Here is a 21296-nt window from a genome sequence, read left to right on the forward strand (position 1 = left end):
GCGGGCATGACGACCACCGCCGACGGCCGCGACCTCGAGGCACTCGAGGCCGAGCGCGCCCGGATCCGGGACACGCACCTGCGGCCGAAGGGCGAGCGGCCCGCGTCGACCGCGCGCGGCCTGCACCACACGGCGCTGATCAGCGGCGACGTCGAGCGGACGGTGCGCTTCTACCAGGACGTGCTCGGCTTCCCGCTGACCGAGCTGATCGAGAACCGGGACTACCCCGGTTCGTCGCACTTCTTCTTCGACATCGGCAACGGCAACCTGCTGGCGTTCTTCGACTTCCCCGGGCTCGACGTGGGCCCGTACGCCGAGGTGCTCGGCGGCCTGCACCACATGGCGATCAGCGTCGACCCCGACCGCTGGCAGGAGCTGGTCGAGCGGCTGGAGGAGGCCGGCGTCGCGCACGAGGTGCACAGCGGGGTGTCGGTGTACTTCCGCGACCCCGACGGGGCCCGCATCGAGCTCATCGCCGACCCGCTCGGGGAGATGTACGGCAGCCAGGTGCTGTAGCGGAGTGCCACGGGCGCGGAAAACCGCGCCCGTGGCACTCCGCTCAGGACTCGTGCAGGACGAGGTCGGCGTAGTCGGGGTGCCGCTCGATCCAGCCGCGCACGAACGGGCAGAGCGCGACGACCTTCCCGCCCCTGGCCCGGACGTCGTCCAGGGCCCCGCGCACCAGCGTGCTGCCCAGGCCCGAGCGCCCCTCCTGGGGATCGACCTCGGTGTGCGTGAACACGAGGACGTCGCCGCGGCGGCGGTAGGCCGCGATGCCGAGCACGCGGTCCCCCTCGCGGATCTCGTACCGGTGCTCTTCGGGTGCGTCGCTCACGGTCGGTTCCACGGTCGCCTCCAACCCCTTCCGCGGGGACCCGATTCCGTCCCGCGTCACTCGACCAGCCGCAGCGCCCGGGTCGGGCAGACCTGCACGGCGTTGCGGACGTCGGGCAGGTCGGCCGGGCCCGGTTCGGACGCCAGGACGGCGAGGACGCCGTCGTCGCCGATCTCGAAGACGTCCGGCGCCAGGGCCTCGCACCCACCGGTGCCGGCGCACAGGTCGCGGTCGACCTCGATGCGGGTCACCGCGCCCCCGTCAGCGTGGCCGGGAGCCGCTTGAGCCCGTTGATGAAGGAGGCCTTCAGCCGGTCGGGCTCCCCCGTGACCTCCAGGTCGGGCAGGGTCTCGAAGAGCGTGCGGAACGCCACGCCGATCTCGCGCCGGGCCAGGTGGGCGCCGAGGCAGAAGTGCGGGCCGTGGCCGCCGAAGCCCACGTGCGGGTTCGGGGTGCGCCCCAGGTCGAACGCGTGGGGATCGGCGAAGACCTCCGGGTCGCGGTTGGCCGCCCCGTACATCAGCAGGAACTTGTCCCCGGCCCGGAAGGCGTGCCCGTGCAGCTCGCCGTCCCGGGTCGCCGTGCGTCGCATCCAGGTGACCGGGCTGGCCCAGCGCACGACCTCCTCGACCGCTGTCGGGGTCAGCGCCGGGTCGGCCATCCAGCGGGCCTCCTGCTCCGGGTGCTCCGACAGCGCCAGCACGCCCTGGCTGATCGCCGTGCGGGTGGTCTCGTTGCCGGCGACGCAGAGCAGGATGAAGAACGAGCCGATCTCCTGGTGCGACAGCTTCTCGCCGTCGACCTCGGTGGTGACCAGGGCCGAGGTCAGGTCGTCGGTCGGCCGCTCCAGCCGCTCGGCGGCGAGCCGGTTCATCAGCTCCGAGAGGTCGGCGCCGGCCTGCAGGTTCTCCGCCACCCACACCTCGAGGTCCGGGTACAGGTCGGGGTCGCCGCCGGCGAGGATGACGTTGGTCGCCCGCAGCACCATCGCCCGGTCCTCGTGCGGGATGCCCATCATGTCGCAGATGACCTCGAGCGGGATGGGCGCGGCGAAGTCGGCGACGACGTCGATCGTGCCGTCGCCGGCCTCGGCCGTGGCGCGGGCCCGCGCGGCGACGTCGGCGGCGATCCGCTCCACCGACCCGACCAGCCGCTCGAGCATCCGCGGGGTGAACGCCTTGGAGACGATCCGGCGGATCTTGGCGTGCCGCGGGTCGTCCATGCTGATCATCGACCCGTAGAACTCGTTCCAGTCCGCGGGCAGGTCGGCGATCGAGACCGCCCCCTTGCCGGAGCAGAAGACCGCCGGCTGGGAGCTGATCGCGTCGAGGTCGGCGTAGCGGGTGACGGCGTGGTAGCCCGGCCCCGGTTCCATCAGCGGGATGTGGGGCTCGGCGAAGAAGGCGAACGGGCGCTCGCGGCGCAGCGCGTCGAAGGCCGCGTGCCGCTCGGCCGGCGGCCGGCCCCAGAACTCGCGGTCGGACAGGTCGAGCGCGTCCAGGTCGACGGCGGCGGCGTCCAGCGACACGGAACCCTCCCGGGGAACGGTCAGCGGTGACCGTCCCCACGCTAGGGGCGGGGTGACGTCGGGCACAATCCCGTTCCGAACCCGGGAACGAGCGAGGCCCGGTGCGCATCGCACCGGGCCTCGTCCGCAGTAGCGGGGACAGGATTCGAACCTGCGACCTCTGGGTTATGAGCCCAGCGAGCTACCGAGCTGCTCCACCCCGCGTCGGCAGATCCCACGGTACACGCATCCGCCGGGGAGGCGGCGGGCGGGCACCGGTGTGACGGCTGGGAGCTGGCGTGACGGGGCTGTTCCGCCGGGACGCGCGCCTGCCGGAGGGTGCCGCGGCGGGCACCTACAGTCGCCGCCGTGACGGGGGACGTGGCGACGCACGCGTTCGCCGGCGAGCCCCAACCGGTGGAGGTCTTCCACCGCGGGACCTGGTACCCCGGCGAGCTGCTCGGTTGGCGGTTCGACGACGCCGGGCTCGCCGTGGCACGGGTCCGGTGCGTGGTCGACGGGCTGCGCCACAAGGCCTGGAAGCCGCTCACCGACCTCCGGCTGCCCGTGGCCGAGCCGCCGTCGGTCGGGTGGGCACCGCTCCCCCGGCACGAGTCGGCCGCCGGCGTCCGCGGCCTCGCGGACGAGGACGACGACACCCGCCCGCACGCCCTGCTCGTCGGCGCCGAACGACCCCGCCGCCCCGCGGTGCCCCGCCCGCGGCGGGCCGAGCGCCCGCAGCCGACGCCGACCCACCGGCACGAGGCCAGGCCCTCCCTCCCCTGACGGGGACCAAGGTCCCGTCCGGACACGCCCCGTGACCGACGCGCTGGTCGGCGGCGTCGTTACGGGAACGTGACGTTCCGGTCGTGCGGGCCCTGCCACGATGCCGGCACGCGTGACGAGGTGGCGCGCCGAGCAGGTCCGATGCCCAGGCGTCTGGGCTCTCCAGCACGGGAGTCCGAATGCCGACCCGCATCACACGCCGGTGGATCGCGCCCGCGATCGCCTCGGCGCTGGCACTGACCGCGTGCGCCCCCGGGAACAGCGGCTGGACCGCGATGTCCCGGACGGCGACGGCGGCGTCGGCGGCGAGCTGGGTCGACACGGTGACCGCGACGTCCTCGAGGGACACGGCGTCGTCCGCCGCGGGCTGGGTGGACGTGGTGTCCTCGGCGGCGGCCGCGCCCCCGCCCTCCTCGGCGGATCCGTCAGCGGCCGCCGCGGCCCCGTCGGGTCCGCCGCCCCCGACGCCGTCCCCGCCCGCCGCGGACGCCGGACCGGAGGTGGTCGACGTCCCGCCGGTGCTCGACTCGGCGTCGGTCCCCGGGCTGGTGCCACGCCACCGGGCGACCGAGGAGCCGCACGACCGGCGCGGGATCGCGACGGTGACGGTCCCCGGCGTGGACTCGCTCGACCAGGTGCTCACCGCGATGGTGGACGCCGAGGTCGAGCGCTACGAGAACGCTCGCCGCGAGGGCGTCTCGAACGCGCTCAGCATCGGGTGGGGCGTGGTGCTGGCGACCGGGGACGTGCTCGGCGTGCAGCTCACGTCCCGGAGCTACACCGGCTCCGCGACGGGGACGATCACGACGACGAGCAGCGTGTACACCGACGTGGCGGCCGCGAGGACGTGGACCTCCGCGGAGCTGGTCGCCGACCTCGGGCAGCTCGCCCGGTGGGTGGCCGCGGCGCTCGACCGGGCCGAGGTCGAGCACCTCCCGCCGGGCAGCCTGACCGTCGGCACCGACCTGCGGTTCGGCACCGACGGGTCGATCACCGTGGTGCTCGACCGGGAGGAGGCGGGTCTGCAGTCGCTCGACGCCGTCGCCGTCCGCATCCCGGCCGCCGACGCCGCCGACGTCCTCACCGGTGCCGGCCGGCGGATCCGCGACGCGAGCACGGCCGACGCGCCGTTCGCCGGCGTCCCGGACCGGACACCCGCACCCACGACCGTGCCCGTCGGGCAGCAGACCGGCGCCGACGGCACGGTCGACTGCACCCGGTTGGCCTGCATCGCGCTGACCTTCGACGACGGTCCGGGCCCGTACACCGCCCAGCTCCTGCGGGTGCTGGCAGCGGCCGACGTCCGCGCGACGTTCTTCGTGGTCGGCAGCAACGCCGCGGCGATGCCCGAGCTGGTCCGCCGCACGGCGGACCAGGGCCACGCGATCGGCAACCACAGCTGGGACCACGCCGACCTGACGATGCTGAGCCCGGAGCAGGTCGCCGACGAGATCGACCGGACGACGGCGGCGCTCGCCGACGTCGGGGTGACCACCGACCTGGTGCGCCCGCCGTACGGCGCGACCGACGAGACCGTCGCCGCCGTGCTGCGCGCCCGCGGCGCCGCGCAGGTCCTCTGGGACGTCGACACCCAGGACTGGCTGAACCTCGACGTCGCGACCACCACGCAGCGTGCCCTCGCCGGCGCCTTCCCCGGGGCGATCGTCCTGCTGCACGACATCCACCCGACGACGGTCGAGGCGGTGCCCGGGATCATCGACGGGCTGCGGGCCCGGGGCTACACCCTCGTGACCGTTCCCGAGCTGCTGAGCAGCGTCGAGCCGGGCACCCGGGACGGCGGCTGATCACCCCCGAGCCGGCACCGGCTACCCGCGACGGCGCCAGCGGGCTCGCGCGCGGAGCAGTCCCGCCGCCGCGACGTGCGCCCCGGCGACGACCAGCGGGCCCAGCAGCGGCGCCGCCGGTGGGACGGGGGCGATCGGCACCTCGGCGCGGTGCAGCCGCCGCCAGGCCCAGAGCGCGAACGGGGCCACCACCGTGGGCGCGGTGACCACGCCCGGGGTGTAGCCGCGGGTGACCACCGCCGACGCGACGTGCGGGACTGCGTGCAGCCCGAAGCCGGCGAGCACGGCCTGGAAGAAGGGGCTGCGCCCGTTCGTCCTCGCCCCGCGCGCGGCGGCCGCCCCGATGACGCACGCCATCACACCGATCGCGGCGGTGGCGTGCTCCTGGGAGACCGACATCCGGTTCCAGACGGTGGGTGGGACCCACGGCAGGTCCTGCTCCAGCCGCGGCCGTGCCCGCTCGGCCCAGCCGGCCATCGTGCCCAGCTCCTCGGCGTCGTGCAGCGCCCAGGCGGCGAACAGTCCCCACGTCACAGCGCGGGGCAGGCGTGCGGCACCGGTCGGGGCGAGAGCGCTCACGCCTTCGCATCCTTCCCTCTTCCCTGCCGCCACGGGGCTCCATCGCGGGGTTGACGGCCGCGTCAGCCGGGTGTGCGGGCTTCGCTCCCGCGGAAGACAGGCGCGTTCACGAAGGAGGCATCAGGAGGCTCAACAGGGGACGGAGAGGCGCGATCCCCTTCGGGGCCGCACAGCCGATCATCTCGTCCACGAAGGCGTTGTAGTCAGCCACCGCCCAAGCACTGTGCATGCCAGGGAAGAAGTCCTGAGCCAGCCGCTTCTTTCGACTCGTCGGCGCAAGGACGATGTAGTGACGAATGGGGAAGCCCCCGTCATCGGCCAACTCTCGCCAACCGGTCCCCTTCGGCGTGAAGGAAGCCACGTCTGTCTGCCACAAACCCTCGCACGGGTCGTTGCAGCAGGAACATCGCGGACGACCGGACCGCGGCCACGCAAGTTCTGTCGGCCAGTAGTCCTGATGGATCCAGTTCGAGTTCGTGTTGAAACGCTTGACCTCAACGCAGATCCCGAACCGCTCTCCGGCACTCTCCGCCATGATCACCAGATCGATGGGCCGAGGCGGAGCATATGCATCCAGCACTCGCACCGAACCATACGGTGAACGCTTCTGCATCGACCTGGCGGATGCATTGAGGAGGCCGACGGCGATTGCGGACCGCGCGACCCCTGAGGAGCCGAGAAGGCAGCTCAGCAGTACCCCCGTGATGATCTCCTCACGCGACCCAGCGGGCCTCCGGTCGATCCGAAGATTGTGTCGATCAAGGATCTGCTGGAACTCTCGCCCCATCGACTCTTCGTACTTCGGCGCCCTTGCACCCTTGTCGTGCCAGCACATGTGGCTCCCCCTCCGCAGTGACCACCAACCGAGACGCTCGCGCCGACGAACCCCGAGGCCATCGACGAGGTCGCGAGGAGGTCCCACGGTCAGGCTCGGCATCCAGGACCACTTGCTGAAGTCAGGGCGAGCGGCTGCTGAGCCATCGCCAGCGGCTCTCCGGCCGAGCAGCTAAAGGACGCTTCGGGCATGGTCGATGCGCTCATGTGGCCAAGCGATCGACCCGTCCGAATGCTGCAGTACTCCTGGGCGGCTATGCGACCAAAGGGTGCGCACGTGCGACACACAATGCCTTCGATCCCGGGGTGGTCGAACCGGAATGGCAGCCTGACCCGGAGTCCGCTCGGCGGATGGCCAAGGGGGTCACCTTCGAGGGCGAGGTGTTCGCGGCGCTGCTGACCGCCACGCCGACCGCCGTCGACCTGACCGCCCTGGACGGTGGCACCAAGAGCGCGCACGTCGCCGCGACCGTGGCCGCCATGGCCGCCGGCGCGCCGCTGATCATCGGCGGACGCCTGCCCGACGACACCGCCGGCGGTCGAACCGGCAAGCCCGACCTCCTCGTGCGGGGTGCCGACCGGGCCGACGGTCGGCCCGGCTACCACCCCGCCGACGTCAAGCACCACCTCACGCTCCGCGCGGAGGAGGGCTCCTCCGCCACGGTCAGCCTCCCGACCGCACCGGCACGCGCCTCCGCCGTCACGCTGCCGGGGACGACGCTTCGCTGGTCGGAGGCCGACTGCCTGCAGCTGGCGCACTACTGGCGGATGCTCGTGGCCTGCGACTTCGCCGCCGACCACCCGTGGGGCGCCGTCGTCGGCACCGACGGGCCGAGCGGACGGATCGTCGAACCGCTGGTGCTCACCTGGTTCGATCTGTCCGAGCCGGTCTTCGCGACCTTCTCCCGCACCCACGGCAAGACCCTGCGCAGCGCGCTGGAGCGCCACGACCACGAGCACGCCTTCCGGGTCGCCGTCGCCGAGGTCGCCCGGCAGCGCACCGGCGCGCCGACCGACCCTGAGCCGCTGGTGGACATCGTCGGCAGCAGCGAGTGCGACGGCTGCCGCTGGGCCGCGGTCTGCGTCGACACCCTGCCCGCCGACGACCTCAGCGGCCGGCTGCGCGGGGCGTTGAGCATCCGCGAGTACCTGGCGCTGCGCGATGCCGGCATCCACACCGTCGCCGACCTGGCCGCGGCGAACCCCGACTCCCTCCTCGACGACGTCTACCGGACCGAGACCGCCCACCTGACCACGCGCAGGACGCGGCTGCTGAAGGCGCACGGCAAGGCGGTCCTCGCCGCCGCCGGGGTGCAGGTGCGCCGGCGTCCCGACCCACCGGCGATCCCGCGCGCCGACGTCGAGTACGACGTCGACTGCGAGTGGGACCGCTCCGAGCGCGTCTACCTCTGGGGCGTCCTCCGCACCGACGCGGCAGGCGCCGTCTACACGTCGTTCTGCGACTTCGACGTCGCCGACGACGCCGCGGAGCACGACCTCACCACCCGCTTCCTGGACTGGCTGGCCGACCAGATCGCCACCGACACCGGGGCAGGTCTCAGCACCGCGGTCTTCTACTACTCCCCCGCCGAGACCACCCGCATCGCCCGCATCCACACCGCCGCCGGGCGCCCTGTCCCCACCGGTGCCGCCGACCCTGCGCAGTGGGTGGACCTGCTGCCGCTGGCCCGCGCCACCGTCGACAGCCTCGACGGTCACGGGCTGAAGAAGCTCGCCGTCCACGGGCCCGGCTTCGCCTGGCGCGACGAGGACCCCGGCGGCCTGCAGTCGCAGGCCTGGCTGGAGCAGGCCCGCGCCGGCGACGCCGACGCAGCCGCCCGACTGCTCGCCTACAACGAGGACGACGTGCGGGCCACGGCGGCGCTGCGCGCGTGGCTGTGACGCCCGCATGAGGAAGGCCGCGACGACGGCCCGCTGCCCGGTCGACCTGGAGTCCGAGGAGGCATGGCTGCGCGACGCCGCGGACACCGCCTGGAGCGCCTGCTCCTCGCTCTCGGGCAACACCCTGTACCAGGTCGTCACGCTCACGCGGGACCGGGCGGTCGAGCGGCTCCGCCGGCACACCCGCGTCGACCGCGCACGGGGAGCCGTCGTCGACGTCCCCGTCGGCGCGGGAGCCCCACCGAGCCGGGACGACGTCCGGCGCGCGGCCTTCGGCCTGCAGGCCTGGGCCGGCTGGGACCCGGTCGAGGCACTGGCGTGGGCGGTCGCCGGCACCAGCCGGCCCGCCGCCGACCGGTTCCGGGCCGCCCACGTCTGGCACCCGACCACCCACGACGACCTGCCCCCGTCCACGACCGGGATCACCGACCTGGAGCACGCCTTCGCGTGGGCGGCCTGGAAGCTGCCCGGCGACGAGGACCCGCACGAGCGGTGGCGGCTCACCGACGCCGTCCTCGACGACCTGGTCACCAGCACGCTGCCCGGCACTCGGCTGCGGACCCCCGGCAGCCTGCAGGCCTGGGGGGACGGCGACGGCGGGTTCACCCGGACCGACGCCCGCGACCTGCACCGCCTGCTCGCCGACAGCCGCTTCCTGAGCGCCGAGGAGCCCACCCTGCCCTTCGCCCTCGACTGGCGGTTCTACGGGCGCACGGCCGCCGAGCTGCGTCGCTGGCTGGCCCGGCCGATGGCCCCGGCCGACGCCGCGGCCGTCGCGAGCACGCCCGCGGGGATCGCCGCCGCATGGCACAGCGAGCTCCGCGAGGCGGGCTGCCCGGACGCTGCCGCCGCCGGCCCGTGGCTGGCTGCGGCGACCCGCTACGAGGACATCACCCCGCTGGTCCTCGCCGCGGCGTACGACGAGGGGACACCGGCCGACTGGGCGGTGCTGCACGCCTCCACCCAGGTGGGATCCGCGTGAGCGGCCAGCGGCACCACCTGATCGACGAGCGCGCGGCACCGGGCCTCGAGGCGGGGGCACCGCATGCCGATCCGACTCCCGTGACGCGCACCCCGTTCGTGCTCGGTCTGGACCTCGACGGGGTGTGCGCCGACTACACCGCCGGCTTCCGGAGCTACGTGGCCGGGGTGCGCGGTGTGCCGGCCGAGCACCTGCCCGACCCGGTGGACTGGGACTGGACCCGCTGCGGCTGGGGCATCGGCTCCCGTCAGGAGTACCTCGACCTGCACGCCGGCGCGGTCGACGCGGGCCTGTTCCGCGACCTCGAGCCGCTGCCCGGTGTCTCCGAGGCGCTGTGGCGGCTGTCGGACGCCGGTGTCCGGGTCCGTGTGATCACGCACCGGCTCATCGTCAGCGGGTCGCACGCGGCGAGCGCGGCGGACACCGTGCTGTGGCTCGAGCGCCACCGCATCCCGTACTGGGACCTGTGCTTCATGGCCGACAAGCCCAGGGTCGGCGCCGACCTCTACGTCGACGACAGCCCGACCAACATCGCCGCCATCCGGGCGGCCGGGCTACCCGCGCTGATCTTCGACCAGCCGTACAACCGGCACCTCGACGGGCCGCGGGTCCGGGACTGGGCCGAGGCCGCGGACGTCGTCCTGAGCCACGCCGCCGTCCGCCTCTGACCACGCCCCGAGCCGGTCAGCAGGGGTGCGGCGGCGGTCGACCTCGGCCAGGACCTGGCGCACCGCATCGACGACGCGATCGGGATGGCGGAGGTGGATGTCGTGGGAGCGGTCGCCGGTGCGGTGCTGCACGCACCACCGGGAGCCGACCGCCCACTGCGCCTGCCAGGCCTCCCACCGGGGCCCGTAGGCGGCGCTGGAGACCACGGCCAGGGGCAGGTCGCCGAACGCGGGACCGTCCGTCGTCGGTTCGAGCAGCAGCTCTGCCGCTGCACGTGCCGCGGCGGGGACCGCCCGCAGCTCGTCGGCGGCCGCGTGCCGGAAGCTCCGCACCACCGCCGAGCGCCAGGCTCGGTACTCCTCGCGGGTCAGGCGCTCGCGCAGCTGCCGCTGCCCGGAGTAGCCCGGCATCGAGCACGCCCTCAGCAGCAGCTGCGTCAGCCCGATCCGCGCCCCGGCGCGGAGTCCCTGCGCCAGCAGGCCGGAGACGGCGAAGCCGGCCGCCACCGCCCGATCGTTCCCGGCCGCCGGCGGGGTGGCGTCGACCAGCACCAGGCCGGCGACCGCAGCCCGGTGCCGGGCCGCGTAGGCGGCAGCGACGAGGCCGCCGAGAGAGTGGCCGACCAGCACGACGGGGGTCTGCAGGGTGCCGAGGGCGCCGTCGAGCTCGGCCAGGTAGCGCGCCAAGGAGTGGTCGTTCGCCGGCACGGAGGCGTTGTCGCCGAGTCCGACCCGGTCGTGGGTCAGCACGGTGGCCTGCGGGGCCAGGGCGCGCTGCACGGGCAGCCAGGAGGCCGCGTTGTCACCGGCGCCGGGCAGCAGGACGACGGTCGGGCCACCTGCCGCCGGAGCCGGACCGGGGCGCGTACCCGGCACCGCCTGCGAACTGGTCGTCACTGGCCCCACGCCGCCATCAGACCCGCGTTGCCCACCGCGATCGCCGCGAGGACCGCGGCGGGGCGGCGGCGTCCGGTCGCGGCCAGGGCCGCGGTCGCCGCGCCGAGGACGGCGACCTGCACCACGGCCTGCACCGGTCCCGGCACCTCGACGGTCGAGCCCGGCGCGGCCAGCAGTGCCCACACCACCGCGGCAGCCGCGGGCGCCCCGACCGTCAGGCCCAGCCGGCTCCAGCCGTGCCGCCCGCGGTGCCATCCCCACATGCCGAGCGCCACCAGCGCCGCCACCTCGACCGCGAGGCGCAACGCGAGATTCGACTCCTGCACCACCGCCAGCACGTCCCCTCCTCCCATCTGGTGAACGTCATTCACCACGTGGTCGGCACGGTATGGTGAACGCAGTTCACCGTCAAGGGAGGCGCGAGATGGCGGCGCAGGGAGCACCTGGGGGGAGGGGCCGGGCCACCGGCACACCGTCGAGGACCGGCCGCCACCGGGGACTGGATCGCGACCGGCTCGCCGCCGCGGCCCTGGAGATCATCGCCGACAACGGCGTGGGCGGCCTCAACGCCCGCACCCTCGCCGCCCGCCTGCAGGTCGCGCCCTCGGCGCTGTACAAGCACCTGCCGGGGATGGACGCTCTGCTCGACCTGGTGCTGGACCGGGTGCTCGGCGAGGTCGAGGTCACCCTCGACGCGCGCCTCACCTGGCGCGAGCAGGTGGAGGCGCTGGCGCACCGGCTCCGCGGGGCGCTGCGGGCCCACCCCGGCGTCGCCGCGGTGCTGAGCGGGCGCGACCCGCTCGGCGCGAACTCCGACCGGATGGCGGACGCCTTCGCCCGCGTGCTGCTGCGTGCCGGCTTCCACGGGCCGGAGGCGGGTCATGCCTGGTACACCCTCGTGCACTACGTCATCGGCTTCGAGGCGACCTTCGCCCTCGACCGCGCGAACCTCGACCGCGCCTACGACGAGCGGGCTCTGGCGGCGGTCCGCAGCCGCTTCGACCAGCTGGACGCCGACGCCCTCCCCGGCCTACGAGAGCTGGGACGCCACATCTGGTCCCCCGTTCTGGACGAACGCTTCGACTACGGCCTCGCCGTCCTCCTGGACGGGTTGGCGCTGCGCGTGGCTCGCTGACGCCCCACCCGGCCGGCGCCGCCACCCGGAACGAGACCGGTCCGCCCGTAACCTGGGCCCGTGGCAGGTACCGCACGTCGGTGGCGCCGGGTGCCCGCCCCGCGGACGGGCGTCGCGCCGCTCCCCTCGCCCCGGGACGTCGCGTGAGCGACGACCGGGGTGCCCGCGCTCGCACGGGAACCGTCGTGCGCCGGGCCCAGCCGGACGACGCCCCGGCGCTCCTCGCGCTGCAGCACCGCCTGGACGCCCAGTCCGGCTTCATGCTGCTCGAACCCGGCGAGCGGGAGCGGTCCCCGCTCCGGCTGGCCGAGCGGCTCGCCGGGCACACCGACGAGGGTTCCTTCGACCTCGTGGCGGCCGGCGCCGGGACGCTCTCCGGCTGGCTGTCGGTGGAGGTGCTGCCCTACCGGCGGGCCGCCCGCACCGGGTACGTGGTCCTCGGCGTCGACGCGCCCGCGGCCGGTCGCGGGGTCGGCCGCGGACTGCTCGCGGCGGCCGGCAGCGAGGCGCGCCGCCGGGGCCTGCATCGGCTCGAGCTGACGGTCATGACCGACAACCTCCGCGCGGTCGCGCTCTACCTGTCGACCGGCTTCGAGGTCGAGGGGCTCCGCCGCCGCGCGCTGCACCGCGACGGCCGGCCGGTCGACGAGTACTACATGGCCCTGCTGCTCGAGCGCTGAGCCCGGACAGGTCCCGTGGTCGGTCAGCCCACCGGCGCGGGGAGGTCCACGGCCGAGGACGGCGCCGCCGTCCGGTGCACCGGGGCGGTGCGGGGCGCCGGCTTGGCGGCGTTCACCGTGCGGTCCCCGCTTCCCGATCCGCCGCGGTCCCGGCGGCTCCACCTGGAGGTTCACGGCGCATCAGCCAGGTGCGCGGGCCGCCGCCGGGCAGGTCGACGACGTCGGTCACCTCGAAGCCGAGGCGCCGGTAGAAGCGCACGTTCGGCTCCGCGCTCGTCTCCAGGTGCACCGGCAGCCCCTCCCGATCGGCGCGGGCGAGCCCCGGACCCAGCGTCGCGGCGCCCACGCCGCGCCCCTGCCGGTCGGGCAGGACGCCGAGGCTGGCCAGGGTCACGTGCGGTCCGGCGGGCCGGCGTCCGGCCAGCGCCTCCTCGGCCGCGGCAGCGGCCGCCGCCCGGTCGCCGGCCAGGTCGGCGGCGGCCGGGCCGACGTGCGCCCACACGTCGTCGGGTACGGCGGTGCCGGGCATCCACACCGCGACGCTCACGACGTCGCCTCCCGAGTCGCCGACGTCGGCCCACCCGAAGGGCAGCGCGACCTCGGTGAAGAACAGGTGGTGCAGCGCTGCCAGCCGTTCGCCGTGCCGGTCGGCGCTGACGGTCCACCTGGTCCAGGGGTAGTCCGAGAAGGCGGCGGCGAGCACGGCGGCCGCCGCGGGGGCGTCCTCGGGCGCTGCCTGGCGCACGTGCTGGGACATCTGCTCCTCGTTCGCTGGTCGGGGGCCGGGTGGTGGGCCCGGCCGGCCGGCGCGGTCGGGCAGCATCATCGCCGCAGACCCCACCGGCCGGCTCGCTCCCCCCTGGTGGCGGCTGCCGGTCGCTGCTGACCGGGCGAGCCGCCGGATCCACCCGGGGCCCGACCTGGCGGTTTTCCCGGCGCGACGCAGCCGGCCCGCTCGTAGCGTCCGAGCCGGACCGACCCGGACCGAGGAGCTCACATGACCAGCACGACCGCGGCACCCGCGGAATCCCCGACCCGATCCCGCGGCGGCCTGCGCGGCGTGCTCGCCCGGCGCTGGCCGACCGCGCTCGGCGTGGTCGCCGCCCTCAACGGCCTCGCGCTGCTCGCCCGCGTCCCCGCCCACGTCCACGTGTGGATCAGCGCCTGGTGCGTGCTGCTCGCCGCCGTCGTCTACCTCACCTGGGGCACCGCCCGCGGCGACCTCGGCGTCCGGCGGCTGCTCACCGCCCAGACCGCGGCCGTGCTCGGATTCGGCGCGGTGGCCCTCACCGCGGTCGCCGTCGACCCGGCCGCCGCCCGCTACGTGCTCGCCGCCGGATGGGTGGCCCACGCCGCCTGGGACGTCGCCCACCACCGCCTCGGCCGGGTGGTGCCCCGCTGGTACGCCGAGACCTGCCTGGTCGCCGACCTCACCATCGCCACCGCGCTGCTCACCGTCGGCCTGCTGTAGCCGCCGATCCCCTCAGGCAGTCCGGCCCACGGACGCCCGTCGCGCGTCCGGTCGGGGTGACCCCCGGGCGCGGCCTGACCAGGGACCCCCTTCCTGATCGGACGGGTTTGACCCGGATTCCGCCGGGGCAACGACCGACCACCAGCGTCGAGCAGTGGCGCGAGCCCGGCCGCCGGTTGTCCCCAGCATGGTGCCGGGGACGACGCGTGCCGCAGGTCCGGCACCCGTGACCCACCTTGGTGGGCCTCCGCCGCATCCGGACCGACGCTCGCCGCGATGCAGATCGTCCCCGCTCCCCTGCGCCAGCCGCGTGCCTCAGCAGTGGGAGGAGCCCTGTGGCCCCATCGATCGACCCGCCCGGCACCCCAGCCATCGTCAGCCGGGCGGCCGTCCACCCGCTCAACGCGAGGACCCTCGTCAAGCACGCCGGACGGGTGCACATCCCCACCTACGAGCGGTCAGGCCTCACGCCGTCCGTCGTGCACATCAGCGTGGGCGGGTTCCACCGGGCCCACCAGCTCGTCTACTTCGACGAGCTCGCCGAGCGGTCCGTGACCTCGGGCTGGGGTGTGGTGGGCGTCGGCCTGCACACGCCGACCATGCGCGATGCGCTGGCCCCCCAGGACCACCTCTACACCGTCGTCGAGCGCGACGCGGGTGCCGAGTCGGCCCGGATCGTCGGGGCGATGGTCGACTACGTCTTCGCACCGGACGCACCGGAGAAGGTGCTGTCGTTGCTGGCCGACCCGCGCACCCGCCTGGTCACCATGACCATCACCGGCACCACCTACCGGGTCGACCCGCGGACCGGCACCTACGACCCGGACGAGGAGGCGCTCGCGGACCTCACGCACCCGCACCGGCCCCGCTCGGTCTTCGGGCACGTCGTCGAGGGCCTCGACCGACGGCGCCGGGCCGGCGTGCCCCCGTTCACCGTGCTGTCCTGCGACAACCTGCTGGCCAACGGCGCGGCCGCGCGTGCCGCGGTGATCGGCTTCGCCCGACGGCGCGACGAGGTGCTCGCGCGGTGGATCGCCGACCACGTCGCCTTCCCCAACAGCATGGTCGACCGGATCACGCCCTCGACCGGGCCGGAGGAGCGCGAGGACGTCGCCCGGACCTTCGGGGTCGACGACCGGTGGCCGGTGATCACCGAGCCCTTCTCCCAGTGGGTCGTCGAGGACACCTTCTGCCACGGCCGGCCGCCGCTGGACCGGGTCGGGGTGCGCTTCGTCCGGGACGTCCACGACCACGAGGTCATGAAGACCCGGCTGCTCAACGCCGCCCACTGCGCGCTGGGCTACCTGGGTCGCCTGGCCGGGCACGGCCGGACCGACGAGGTCATGGCCGACGACGTGTTCCGCGCGTACGTCACCCGGCTGATGGGCGACGAGATCGCCCCGCAGCTGGTCGAGCCGGAGGGCGTCGACCTCGGCGAGTACCAGGAGTCGCTGCTGCACCGCTTCGCCAACCCCGCCATCGGGGACCGGCTGGAGCGGCTGTGCCGCCGCGGATCGACCAAGATGCCCGACTACCTGCTGCCGTCGGCCCACCAGGCGGTTGCCGAGGGCCGCCCGTTCGACCTGCTCGCGCTCGCGGTCGCCGGCTGGTTCCGCTACCTGCTCGGCCGGGACGACGCCGGGCGCGAGATCCAGGTCGAGGACCCGCAGGCCGAGCGGCTCACCGAGCTCGCGCGCTCCGGCGGGCCCGATCCCCGCCGCCTGCTGGCCCGGCGCGACCTCTTCGGCGGCCTCGGCGACTGCCCCGCCTTCGTCGGCGCCGTCGCCGGCCACCTGCGGCAGTTCGAGCTCGACGGCGTCCGGGCCACCGTGGCCGCCCGGCTCGCCTCCCCCGACCCCCAGCGGCCCGGGACCACTCCCCCGTTCCCCGGTGGGTGCCCGAGGCCCGCGACCGCGTGACCGACCACCGACCTCCTCGACAGGAAGGGCTGCCCGTGCCCCTGCTCACCTCCGTGCTGCCGCACCTGAGAGCGTTGCTGTGCGACGCCGACGGCAACCTGTTCCCCTCCGAGGCGCCCGCGTTCACCGCCTCCGTCGGCGTGACCAACCGCTACCTGGCCGCGCTGGGCGTCCAGCGGCGGTACACCGCCGAGGAGCTGCGCCTGACCACGACGGGGAAGAACTTCCGGACGACGGCCCGCGACCTCGCGGTCGAGCACGGCGTCCCCGTCCCGGACCTGGAGCCGTGGGTCGAGGAGGAGAAGCAGGTCGTCACCGCGCACCTGCGCCGGGAGCTGCGCCCGGACCCCGACGTCCTCGACGCGCTGCGGCTGCTGGGGGCGCGGCTGACCCTGGCCGCGGTCAGCTCCAGCGCGCTGTCCCGCCTCGCCGGGTGCTTCGCCGCCACCGGCCTCGAGCAGCTGATCCCGGCCGAACGGCGGTTCAGCGCGGAGGACTCGCTGCCGACACCCACCAGCAAGCCCGACCCCGCGGTCTACCTGCACGCCTGCGACCGGCTGGGCATCCGGCCGGAGCAGGGGCTCGCGGTCGAGGACTCCGTCCCCGGGGCGCTGGCCGCCGTCCGGGCCGGTTGCCCCACGATCGGCAACGTGCGGTTCGTGCCCGTCGACGAGCGGGCAGCGCGCGCGGCCGACCTGCGCGCCGCCGGCGCGCTGACCGTCGTCTCGTCCTGGGCCGAGCTCGCCCAGCTGCCGCTGCCGGTCCTGGTCCGGCGCCCTCCCCCCGCCCGCGACCGGGTGCCGGTGCCGGTGGAAGGAGTCCGGCCGTGAGGGTGGTGTGGTCCAGCTTCCGAGGGCAGTTCTCCGACAGCCCGCGCGCGCTGTACCAGGCGCTGCAGCGGCGCGGTGACGACATCGAGCACGTCTGGCTGGCCGCACCCGACCGGCTGGCCGACTTCCCGGCCGCGGCGCGGACGGTCGAGTACGGGACGGCGGAGGCGCGCGCGACCCTCGAGTCCGCCGACGTCGTCGTCGCCGGCGACCACGTCCACCTGGACTGGGAGAAGCAGCCGGGCACGGTGTACCTGCAGACCTGGCACGGCACGCCGCTCAAGCGGATCCACAACGACGTCCGGTGGGCGCCGGAGGGCCGCCTCGCCCGGCTGGACCGCGACATCGCCCGCTGGGACGCGCTGCTCTCCCCCAACCCGGCGAGCACCCCCCTGTTCCGGCGGGCGTTCGGCTTCACCGGGCCGGTGCACGAGACCGGGTACCCGCGCAACGACGTGCTGCGCTCCCCCGACGCCCCCGCCATCCGCGCCCGGGTGCGCCGGCAGCTCGGCATCCCCGAGGGGCGCACCGCCGTGCTCTACGCCCCGACCTGGCGGGACGACGTGGTCTTCGCCGCGGGCCCCACCGACCACGAGTTCCCGCTCGACCTCGGTGACTTCGCCCGTGCGCTCGGCGACGAGCACGTGCTCCTGCTGCGGCTGCACTCCCTCGTCACCAACCGGCCGGCCCCCGTGCCGGGCTCCCCGTTCCGGGACGTGACGGCCCACCCGGACATCAGCGAGCTGTACCTGGCCGCCGACGTGCTGGTCACCGACTACTCCTCGGCGATGTTCGACTTCGCCGTCACCGGCAAGCCGATCCTGCTGTTCACCTACGACCTCGCCGACTTCCGGGACCGCGTCCGCGGCTTCTACTTCGACCTGGAGCAGATCGCACCCGGGCCGCTGCTGGCGACCAGCGATGACGTGCTGGCCGCCCTCGGCGACCTGGACGCCGTGGCCGCCGCGCACGACGAGCGCGCCACCCGGTTCCGGCAGACGTTCTGCTGCCGCGACGACGGGCACGCCGCCGACCGCGTGCTCGACCGCTTCTTCCCCGCCGCGACACCCGTCGCGGCGGGCCGTTCGACCATCGACGGAGGAGGACTGCATGCGTTCCACTGACCGTCCGCCCGCCCCCGCGTGGGCCGCACCGGACCACCGCGCAGAACCGGTGCAGATCGTCATCCTCGCCGCCGGCATGGGCACCCGCCTGGGCCGCGCGCTGCCCAAGCCGCTCACCACGCTCGACGACGGCCGCAGCATCCTGCAGCAGCAGCTGGACGGCATCCGAGCGGCCTTCGGCAGCGACGCCTCCATCACCGCGGTGGTCGGGCACGAGTGCGGGCAGCTGATGGGGGCCGCGCCGGACCTGCTGTTCTCCTACAACCCCGACTTCGCCACGACCAACACCGCACGCAGCCTCCTGCGGGCGCTGCGCACCAGCCGTCCCGGCGGCGTGCTCTGGCTCAACGGCGACGTCGTCTTCGAGCCGGCCGTGCTCGAGGCGACCGTGGAGCTCGTCCACACCGGGCAGAGCTTCGTCTGCGTGGACACGTCCACCGTCGCCGACGAGGAGGTGAAGTACACCCTCGACGCCGAGGGGTTCGTCCGGGAGCTGTCGAAGACCGTCGCGGGCGGGCTGGGCGAGGCCGTCGGGATCAACCACGTCGCCGCCGCGGACAAGCCGGTGCTCGTCGAGCACCTGGTCCGCTGCGCTGACGGCGACTACTTCGAGCGGGGCATCGAGACCGCCATCGCCGAGGACGGCCTCCGCTTCTGGCCGCTGGACATCTCCCGCTTCTGCGCCGTGGAGGTCGACTTCGAGGAGGACCTCGTCCGCGCCAACCAGCTGCTCGCCGGTCGCGCCGGCGCCGCCACCTCCGCCGCCGTGGCCCCGGCCGCGGCCGCCACCCCGAGCGCCGGCGACCTGGTCGCGTGAAGGTCGTCTACCGCAGCTTCGACGGCCGGTACTCCGACAACCCCAGGGCGCTGCACGAGGCCCTGGTCGCCCGCGGCGACGACATCGAGCACGTGTGGATGTGCGAGCCGGGCCAGGAGGGGAGCGTCCCGCCGGGGAACGCCGTCGTGTCCCTCGACGGCCCGGACGCCGTCGCCGCGCTGGAGTCGGCCCAGCTGGTGGTGGCCAGCATCCACCTCGACGTCGACTGGACGAAGGGGGAGGACGCCACCTACCTGCAGATGTGGCACGGCACGCCGCTCAAGGGGGTCCACCGCGACGTCGTCTTCCAGCCCGAGAGCGTGCCCGAGCTCGCCGACCGGGACATCGCCCGCTGGGACCTGCTGCTGTCCCAGAACGCCGACGCCGCCCGGCTGCTCCCCGCGGCCTTCGGCTACCGCGGCCCGGTCGCGGAGACCGGCTACCCGCGCAACGACCTGCTCGGCGCACCCGACTCCGCCGAACTGCGCCGGCGGGTGCGCGCCGAGCTGGGCATCCCCGCCGGGAGCACCGCCGTGCTCTACGCCCCCACCTGGCGGGACGACGAGGTGGCCGCCGACGGCCCCGACCTGCAGCTGCACCTGGACCCGGCCCGGTTCGCCGAGCGCCTCGGGCCGGACCACGTCCTGCTCGTCCGGCTGCACCACGTGGTCGGCGGCGCCTCCCACGACCTCGATGCCCCCGGGGTCGTCGACGTCTCCGGGCACCCCGACGTCCGCCTGCTCTACCTGGCCGCGGACGTGCTGGTGACCGACTACTCGTCGTCCCCCTTCGACTTCGCCCTGACCGGGAAGCCGATCGTCTACTTCACCTACGACCTCGAGCACTACCGGACGGACCTGCGGCCCCTGTACCTCGACCTGGAGGAGATCGCCCCCGGGCCGCTGCTGACCACGCCCGACGAGGTCCTCGACGCACTCCACGACCTCGACGGGCTCCGAGCCACCTACCGTGACCGCTACGAGCGGTTCCGGGAACGCTTCTGCGCTCACGACGACGGCCGCGCCACCGACCGGGTGCTGGACCTGGTGCTGCCCGCCCCCGCGAGCACAGTCGGGGACGGCGGCGCCGCCGAGGTGAGCCTCCGGGAGGCGGGACAGGCGTAGCACTCGCACCGGCGGCCGGAGGTCGAGGCCGGGACGTGGCGGGACCGGTCGGACCGGCTCTTCCTCAGCGGGGTGGGTTCGCGCCCCCGGGCCGCGCGGCCGACACCGCGACCAGCGGCGCCCCCGCGACGATGTCCTGCGGCGGCTGCGGGTCGAGGCCGGCCTCGGTCAGCTGCCGCACCAGCGAATCGGCGTCGGGGAGCTGCATGTCGCCCTCCTGCGCGCGGAGCAGCAGGCCCATGTGCCGGCTGAACAGCTGCGGGGTGGCAGCGGTGGTGATCACGAGAACGGTGCCGCCGGGGGCGAGCACGCCGGCGACGGCCCGCAGCAGCATCACCCTCTCGGCGGGCGGCAGGTAGTGGACGACGTTGGCGAGCAGAGCGAGGTCGAAGGGTTCGGCCAAGGCCCCGCGCGGCCCGTCGGCGAGCGCGGTCCGGATGTCGACCGCCTCGACGGTGGCACGGTCGGCGAGCCCGCGCTCCCGCAGGGTGCGGCCGGCCAGGGCGGCAGCCTCGACGTCGACGTCCACCCCGACGCCGGTGGCCTCGGGCGCCGCCTGGAGCATCCCGGCGAGCTGCAGCCCCGCGCCGCAGCCGACGTCGAGCACGCGGCACGGGCGGCTCCGGGTGACCGTCCGCACCAGCAGGTCGTGCACGAACGTGTCGAAACCGGCGGCCATGCGGGCGACGACCTCGCCCTGCTCGAGGACGTCCCGGCGCCTCGGCCCGCCCGTCAGCACGGGGCGCAGCTCCCGGTAGAGGTCGGTGTGGAACCCGCCGAAGCCCTGGTACGAGGCGCGGACGAGGTCGTCCTCGACGACGGCGCGCCCGGCGCGGGCCGGCCGCCACCGTGCGCCGTCCCCGAGCGCGCCGAGCACGCCGGTGTCGATGGCCGCGCTGACGACCTGCAGGCGCAGGGCGGCCTGCCCGTCCCGCACGGCGCGCGACCGCGCGCGGAGGTCGCCCGAGCGCAGCAGCCGGACCAGCGCGCGGGAGCTGATCAACCGGGCCATGCGACCTCCCCGCATCCGGGTGCCCCGACGGCCACTCTGTCGGTCGCCGGAGCGAGCCACCAGCGTTCCGGGAGCGGTGATGGCGCCGGTGGGACGTGACGGGCCTCGCCCAGCACGATCGGGCCGGGGGATGCCCGAGCATGCGACAGGGGCCCCCGCAGTCATTGCGAGGGCCCCTGTCCGGTGGTAGCGGGGGCAGGATTCGAACCTGCGACCTCTGGGTTATGAGCCCAGCGAGCTACCGAGCTGCTCCACCCCGCGTCGGTGACACCACCGTACCAGGCTCCGGCGGGGGGGGGGGGGGGGGGGGGGGGGGGGCGGGCCCCCCCCCCGCCCCGGCCAGCCCAGGCCGGCGCCGGCGCCGCGCCCCCCCAGCCCCACTCCCCCCC

General features: G+C 74.9%; 23 protein-coding genes and 2 tRNA genes. 14 read left to right on the forward strand and 11 right to left on the reverse strand.

Annotation, left to right across the window (positions count from 1 at the left end; all coding sequences use genetic code 11):
* Window positions 1-6: 6 nt before the first annotated feature.
* The gene (locus tag ACI78S_RS18915) at window positions 7-516 is read left to right on the forward strand and encodes a VOC family protein (protein ID WP_456976169.1); all 510 of its coding nucleotides are present in this window, start codon (window positions 7-9) and stop codon (window positions 514-516) included.
* A 43-nt stretch (window positions 517-559) separates the two neighbouring features.
* Here ACI78S_RS18915 and ACI78S_RS18920 read toward each other — a convergent pair whose 3' ends face one another.
* The 4 genes from ACI78S_RS18920 to ACI78S_RS18935 form a co-directional block, all read right to left on the reverse strand.
* Window positions 560-835 (reverse strand): GNAT family N-acetyltransferase, encoded by a 276-nt coding sequence (locus ACI78S_RS18920; RefSeq protein ID WP_456976171.1) that lies wholly within the window; start codon window positions 833-835, stop codon window positions 560-562.
* A 56-nt stretch (window positions 836-891) separates the two neighbouring features.
* Window positions 892-1086: a ferredoxin gene (locus tag ACI78S_RS18925; RefSeq protein ID WP_456976173.1), complete on the reverse strand. Its 195-nt coding sequence runs from the start codon at window positions 1084-1086 to the stop codon at window positions 892-894.
* Entirely contained in the window at window positions 1083-2363 is a 1281-nt protein-coding gene (locus ACI78S_RS18930; protein WP_456976175.1) for a cytochrome P450, read from the reverse strand. The genes ACI78S_RS18925 and ACI78S_RS18930 overlap by 4 nt, the downstream gene beginning before the upstream one ends.
* A 130-nt stretch (window positions 2364-2493) precedes the next feature.
* A tRNA-Met gene (locus ACI78S_RS18935) sits at window positions 2494-2567 on the reverse strand.
* A 144-nt stretch (window positions 2568-2711) separates the two neighbouring features.
* Between ACI78S_RS18935 and ACI78S_RS18940 the strand changes: the two genes are divergently transcribed.
* Together ACI78S_RS18940 and ACI78S_RS18945 are read left to right on the forward strand one after the other, a co-directional pair.
* Window positions 2712-3128: a hypothetical protein gene (locus tag ACI78S_RS18940; RefSeq protein ID WP_456976177.1), complete on the forward strand. Its 417-nt coding sequence runs from the start codon at window positions 2712-2714 to the stop codon at window positions 3126-3128.
* A gap of 179 nt (window positions 3129-3307) precedes the next feature.
* Window positions 3308-4933, forward strand: coding sequence for a polysaccharide deacetylase family protein (locus ACI78S_RS18945; protein ID WP_456976179.1), 1626 nt, complete (start codon window positions 3308-3310; stop codon window positions 4931-4933).
* Between the two features lie 21 nt (window positions 4934-4954).
* Here ACI78S_RS18945 and ACI78S_RS18950 read toward each other — a convergent pair whose 3' ends face one another.
* Together ACI78S_RS18950 and ACI78S_RS18955 are read right to left on the reverse strand one after the other, a co-directional pair.
* Window positions 4955-5512, reverse strand: coding sequence for an HXXEE domain-containing protein (locus ACI78S_RS18950; protein WP_456976181.1), 558 nt, complete (start codon window positions 5510-5512; stop codon window positions 4955-4957).
* A gap of 106 nt (window positions 5513-5618) precedes the next feature.
* Window positions 5619-6347: a hypothetical protein gene (locus ACI78S_RS18955; RefSeq protein ID WP_456976183.1), complete on the reverse strand. Its 729-nt coding sequence runs from the start codon at window positions 6345-6347 to the stop codon at window positions 5619-5621.
* A 350-nt stretch (window positions 6348-6697) separates the two neighbouring features.
* On the opposite strand from ACI78S_RS18955, the gene ACI78S_RS18960 reads away from it, so the two are divergent.
* The 3 genes from ACI78S_RS18960 (at window position 6698) to ACI78S_RS18970 (ending at window position 9898) form a co-directional block, all read left to right on the forward strand.
* Window positions 6698-8248, forward strand: coding sequence for a TM0106 family RecB-like putative nuclease (locus tag ACI78S_RS18960; RefSeq protein WP_456976185.1), 1551 nt, complete (start codon window positions 6698-6700; stop codon window positions 8246-8248).
* A gap of 7 nt (window positions 8249-8255) precedes the next feature.
* Window positions 8256-9230: a hypothetical protein gene (locus ACI78S_RS18965; RefSeq protein ID WP_456976187.1), complete on the forward strand. Its 975-nt coding sequence runs from the start codon at window positions 8256-8258 to the stop codon at window positions 9228-9230.
* An 80-nt stretch (window positions 9231-9310) separates the two neighbouring features.
* Window positions 9311-9898: a 5' nucleotidase, NT5C type gene (locus ACI78S_RS18970; protein ID WP_456976189.1), complete on the forward strand. Its 588-nt coding sequence runs from the start codon at window positions 9311-9313 to the stop codon at window positions 9896-9898.
* Here ACI78S_RS18970 and ACI78S_RS18975 read toward each other — a convergent pair.
* Window positions 9785-10795, reverse strand: coding sequence for an alpha/beta fold hydrolase (locus ACI78S_RS18975; RefSeq protein WP_456976191.1), 1011 nt, complete (start codon window positions 10793-10795; stop codon window positions 9785-9787). The two genes, ACI78S_RS18970 and ACI78S_RS18975, sit on opposite strands and share 114 nt — an antisense overlap.
* Window positions 10792-11148 carry a DUF2568 domain-containing protein gene (locus ACI78S_RS18980; protein ID WP_456976193.1) on the reverse strand — a complete coding sequence of 119 codons (357 nt, stop codon included), beginning with the start codon at window positions 11146-11148 and terminating at the stop codon, window positions 10792-10794. Before ACI78S_RS18980 ends, ACI78S_RS18975 begins: the two co-directional genes overlap by 4 nt.
* A 71-nt stretch (window positions 11149-11219) precedes the next feature.
* Here ACI78S_RS18980 and ACI78S_RS18985 point away from each other — a divergent pair, with 71 nt between their 5' ends.
* Window positions 11220-11930: a TetR/AcrR family transcriptional regulator C-terminal domain-containing protein gene (locus ACI78S_RS18985; RefSeq protein WP_456976195.1), complete on the forward strand. Its 711-nt coding sequence runs from the start codon at window positions 11220-11222 to the stop codon at window positions 11928-11930.
* A 143-nt stretch (window positions 11931-12073) separates the two neighbouring features.
* A complete protein-coding gene (locus ACI78S_RS18990) occupies window positions 12074-12610 on the forward strand; it encodes an N-acetyltransferase family protein (RefSeq protein WP_456976197.1) in 537 nt (178 codons plus the stop codon).
* Window positions 12611-12722: 112 nt separating this feature from the next.
* On the opposite strand, the gene ACI78S_RS18995 is transcribed toward ACI78S_RS18990, so the two are convergent.
* Entirely contained in the window at window positions 12723-13367 is a 645-nt protein-coding gene (locus ACI78S_RS18995) for a GNAT family N-acetyltransferase (protein WP_456976199.1), read from the reverse strand.
* Between the two features lie 240 nt (window positions 13368-13607).
* Here ACI78S_RS18995 and ACI78S_RS19000 point away from each other — a divergent pair, with 240 nt between their 5' ends.
* The 6 genes from ACI78S_RS19000 to ACI78S_RS19025 all read left to right on the forward strand — a co-directional run bounded on the left by ACI78S_RS19000 (window position 13608) and on the right by ACI78S_RS19025 (window position 19895).
* Entirely contained in the window at window positions 13608-14081 is a 474-nt protein-coding gene (locus ACI78S_RS19000) for a hypothetical protein (protein ID WP_456976201.1), read from the forward strand.
* Between the two features lie 335 nt (window positions 14082-14416).
* Window positions 14417-16000 (forward strand): mannitol dehydrogenase family protein, encoded by a 1584-nt coding sequence (locus tag ACI78S_RS19005; protein WP_456976203.1) that lies wholly within the window; start codon window positions 14417-14419, stop codon window positions 15998-16000.
* 35 nt (window positions 16001-16035) lie between these two features.
* Complete coding sequence (locus ACI78S_RS19010) at window positions 16036-16830, forward strand: HAD family hydrolase (protein WP_456976205.1); 795 nt, start codon at window positions 16036-16038, stop codon at window positions 16828-16830.
* Window positions 16827-17954 (forward strand): CDP-glycerol glycerophosphotransferase family protein, encoded by a 1128-nt coding sequence (locus ACI78S_RS19015; RefSeq protein ID WP_456976207.1) that lies wholly within the window; start codon window positions 16827-16829, stop codon window positions 17952-17954. Before ACI78S_RS19010 ends, ACI78S_RS19015 begins: the two co-directional genes overlap by 4 nt.
* Window positions 17941-18771 (forward strand): phosphocholine cytidylyltransferase family protein, encoded by an 831-nt coding sequence (locus ACI78S_RS19020; protein WP_456976209.1) that lies wholly within the window; start codon window positions 17941-17943, stop codon window positions 18769-18771. Before ACI78S_RS19015 ends, ACI78S_RS19020 begins: the two co-directional genes overlap by 14 nt.
* Complete coding sequence (locus ACI78S_RS19025) at window positions 18768-19895, forward strand: CDP-glycerol glycerophosphotransferase family protein (protein ID WP_456976211.1); 1128 nt, start codon at window positions 18768-18770, stop codon at window positions 19893-19895. The genes ACI78S_RS19020 and ACI78S_RS19025 overlap by 4 nt, the downstream gene beginning before the upstream one ends.
* Before the next feature lie 64 nt (window positions 19896-19959).
* On the opposite strand, the gene ACI78S_RS19030 is transcribed toward ACI78S_RS19025, so the two are convergent.
* Together ACI78S_RS19030 and ACI78S_RS19035 are read right to left on the reverse strand one after the other, a co-directional pair.
* Window positions 19960-20907, reverse strand: a complete 948-nt coding sequence (locus ACI78S_RS19030; protein ID WP_456976213.1) for a class I SAM-dependent methyltransferase — start codon at window positions 20905-20907, stop codon at window positions 19960-19962.
* Window positions 20908-21091: 184 nt separating this feature from the next.
* A tRNA-Met gene (locus ACI78S_RS19035) sits at window positions 21092-21168 on the reverse strand.
* Between the last annotated feature and the right edge of the window lie 128 nt (window positions 21169-21296).

The sequence above is a fragment of the Geodermatophilus sp. SYSU D00815 genome (genome assembly GCF_054050035.1).

Excerpts from the sequence above, each read along its gene's own strand:
- ACI78S_RS18915 (WP_456976169.1), top strand. The coding sequence starts at position 7 with ATGACGACCACCGCCGACGGCCGCGACCTCGAGGCACTCGAGGCCGAG.
- ACI78S_RS18945 (WP_456976179.1), top strand. The coding sequence starts at position 3,308 with ATGCCGACCCGCATCACACGCCGGTGGATCGCGCCCGCGATCGCCTCG.
- ACI78S_RS18955 (WP_456976183.1), bottom strand. The coding sequence starts at position 6,347 with ATGTGCTGGCACGACAAGGGTGCAAGGGCGCCGAAGTACGAAGAGTCG.
- ACI78S_RS18960 (WP_456976185.1), top strand. The coding sequence starts at position 6,698 with ATGGCCAAGGGGGTCACCTTCGAGGGCGAGGTGTTCGCGGCGCTGCTG.
- ACI78S_RS18965 (WP_456976187.1), top strand. The coding sequence starts at position 8,256 with ATGAGGAAGGCCGCGACGACGGCCCGCTGCCCGGTCGACCTGGAGTCC.
- ACI78S_RS18980 (WP_456976193.1), bottom strand. The coding sequence starts at position 11,148 with ATGGGAGGAGGGGACGTGCTGGCGGTGGTGCAGGAGTCGAATCTCGCG.
- ACI78S_RS18985 (WP_456976195.1), top strand. The coding sequence starts at position 11,220 with ATGGCGGCGCAGGGAGCACCTGGGGGGAGGGGCCGGGCCACCGGCACA.
- ACI78S_RS18995 (WP_456976199.1), bottom strand. The coding sequence starts at position 13,367 with ATGTCCCAGCACGTGCGCCAGGCAGCGCCCGAGGACGCCCCCGCGGCG.
- ACI78S_RS19000 (WP_456976201.1), top strand. The coding sequence starts at position 13,608 with ATGACCAGCACGACCGCGGCACCCGCGGAATCCCCGACCCGATCCCGC.
- ACI78S_RS19020 (WP_456976209.1), top strand. The coding sequence starts at position 17,941 with ATGCGTTCCACTGACCGTCCGCCCGCCCCCGCGTGGGCCGCACCGGAC.
- ACI78S_RS19030 (WP_456976213.1), bottom strand. The coding sequence starts at position 20,907 with ATGGCCCGGTTGATCAGCTCCCGCGCGCTGGTCCGGCTGCTGCGCTCG.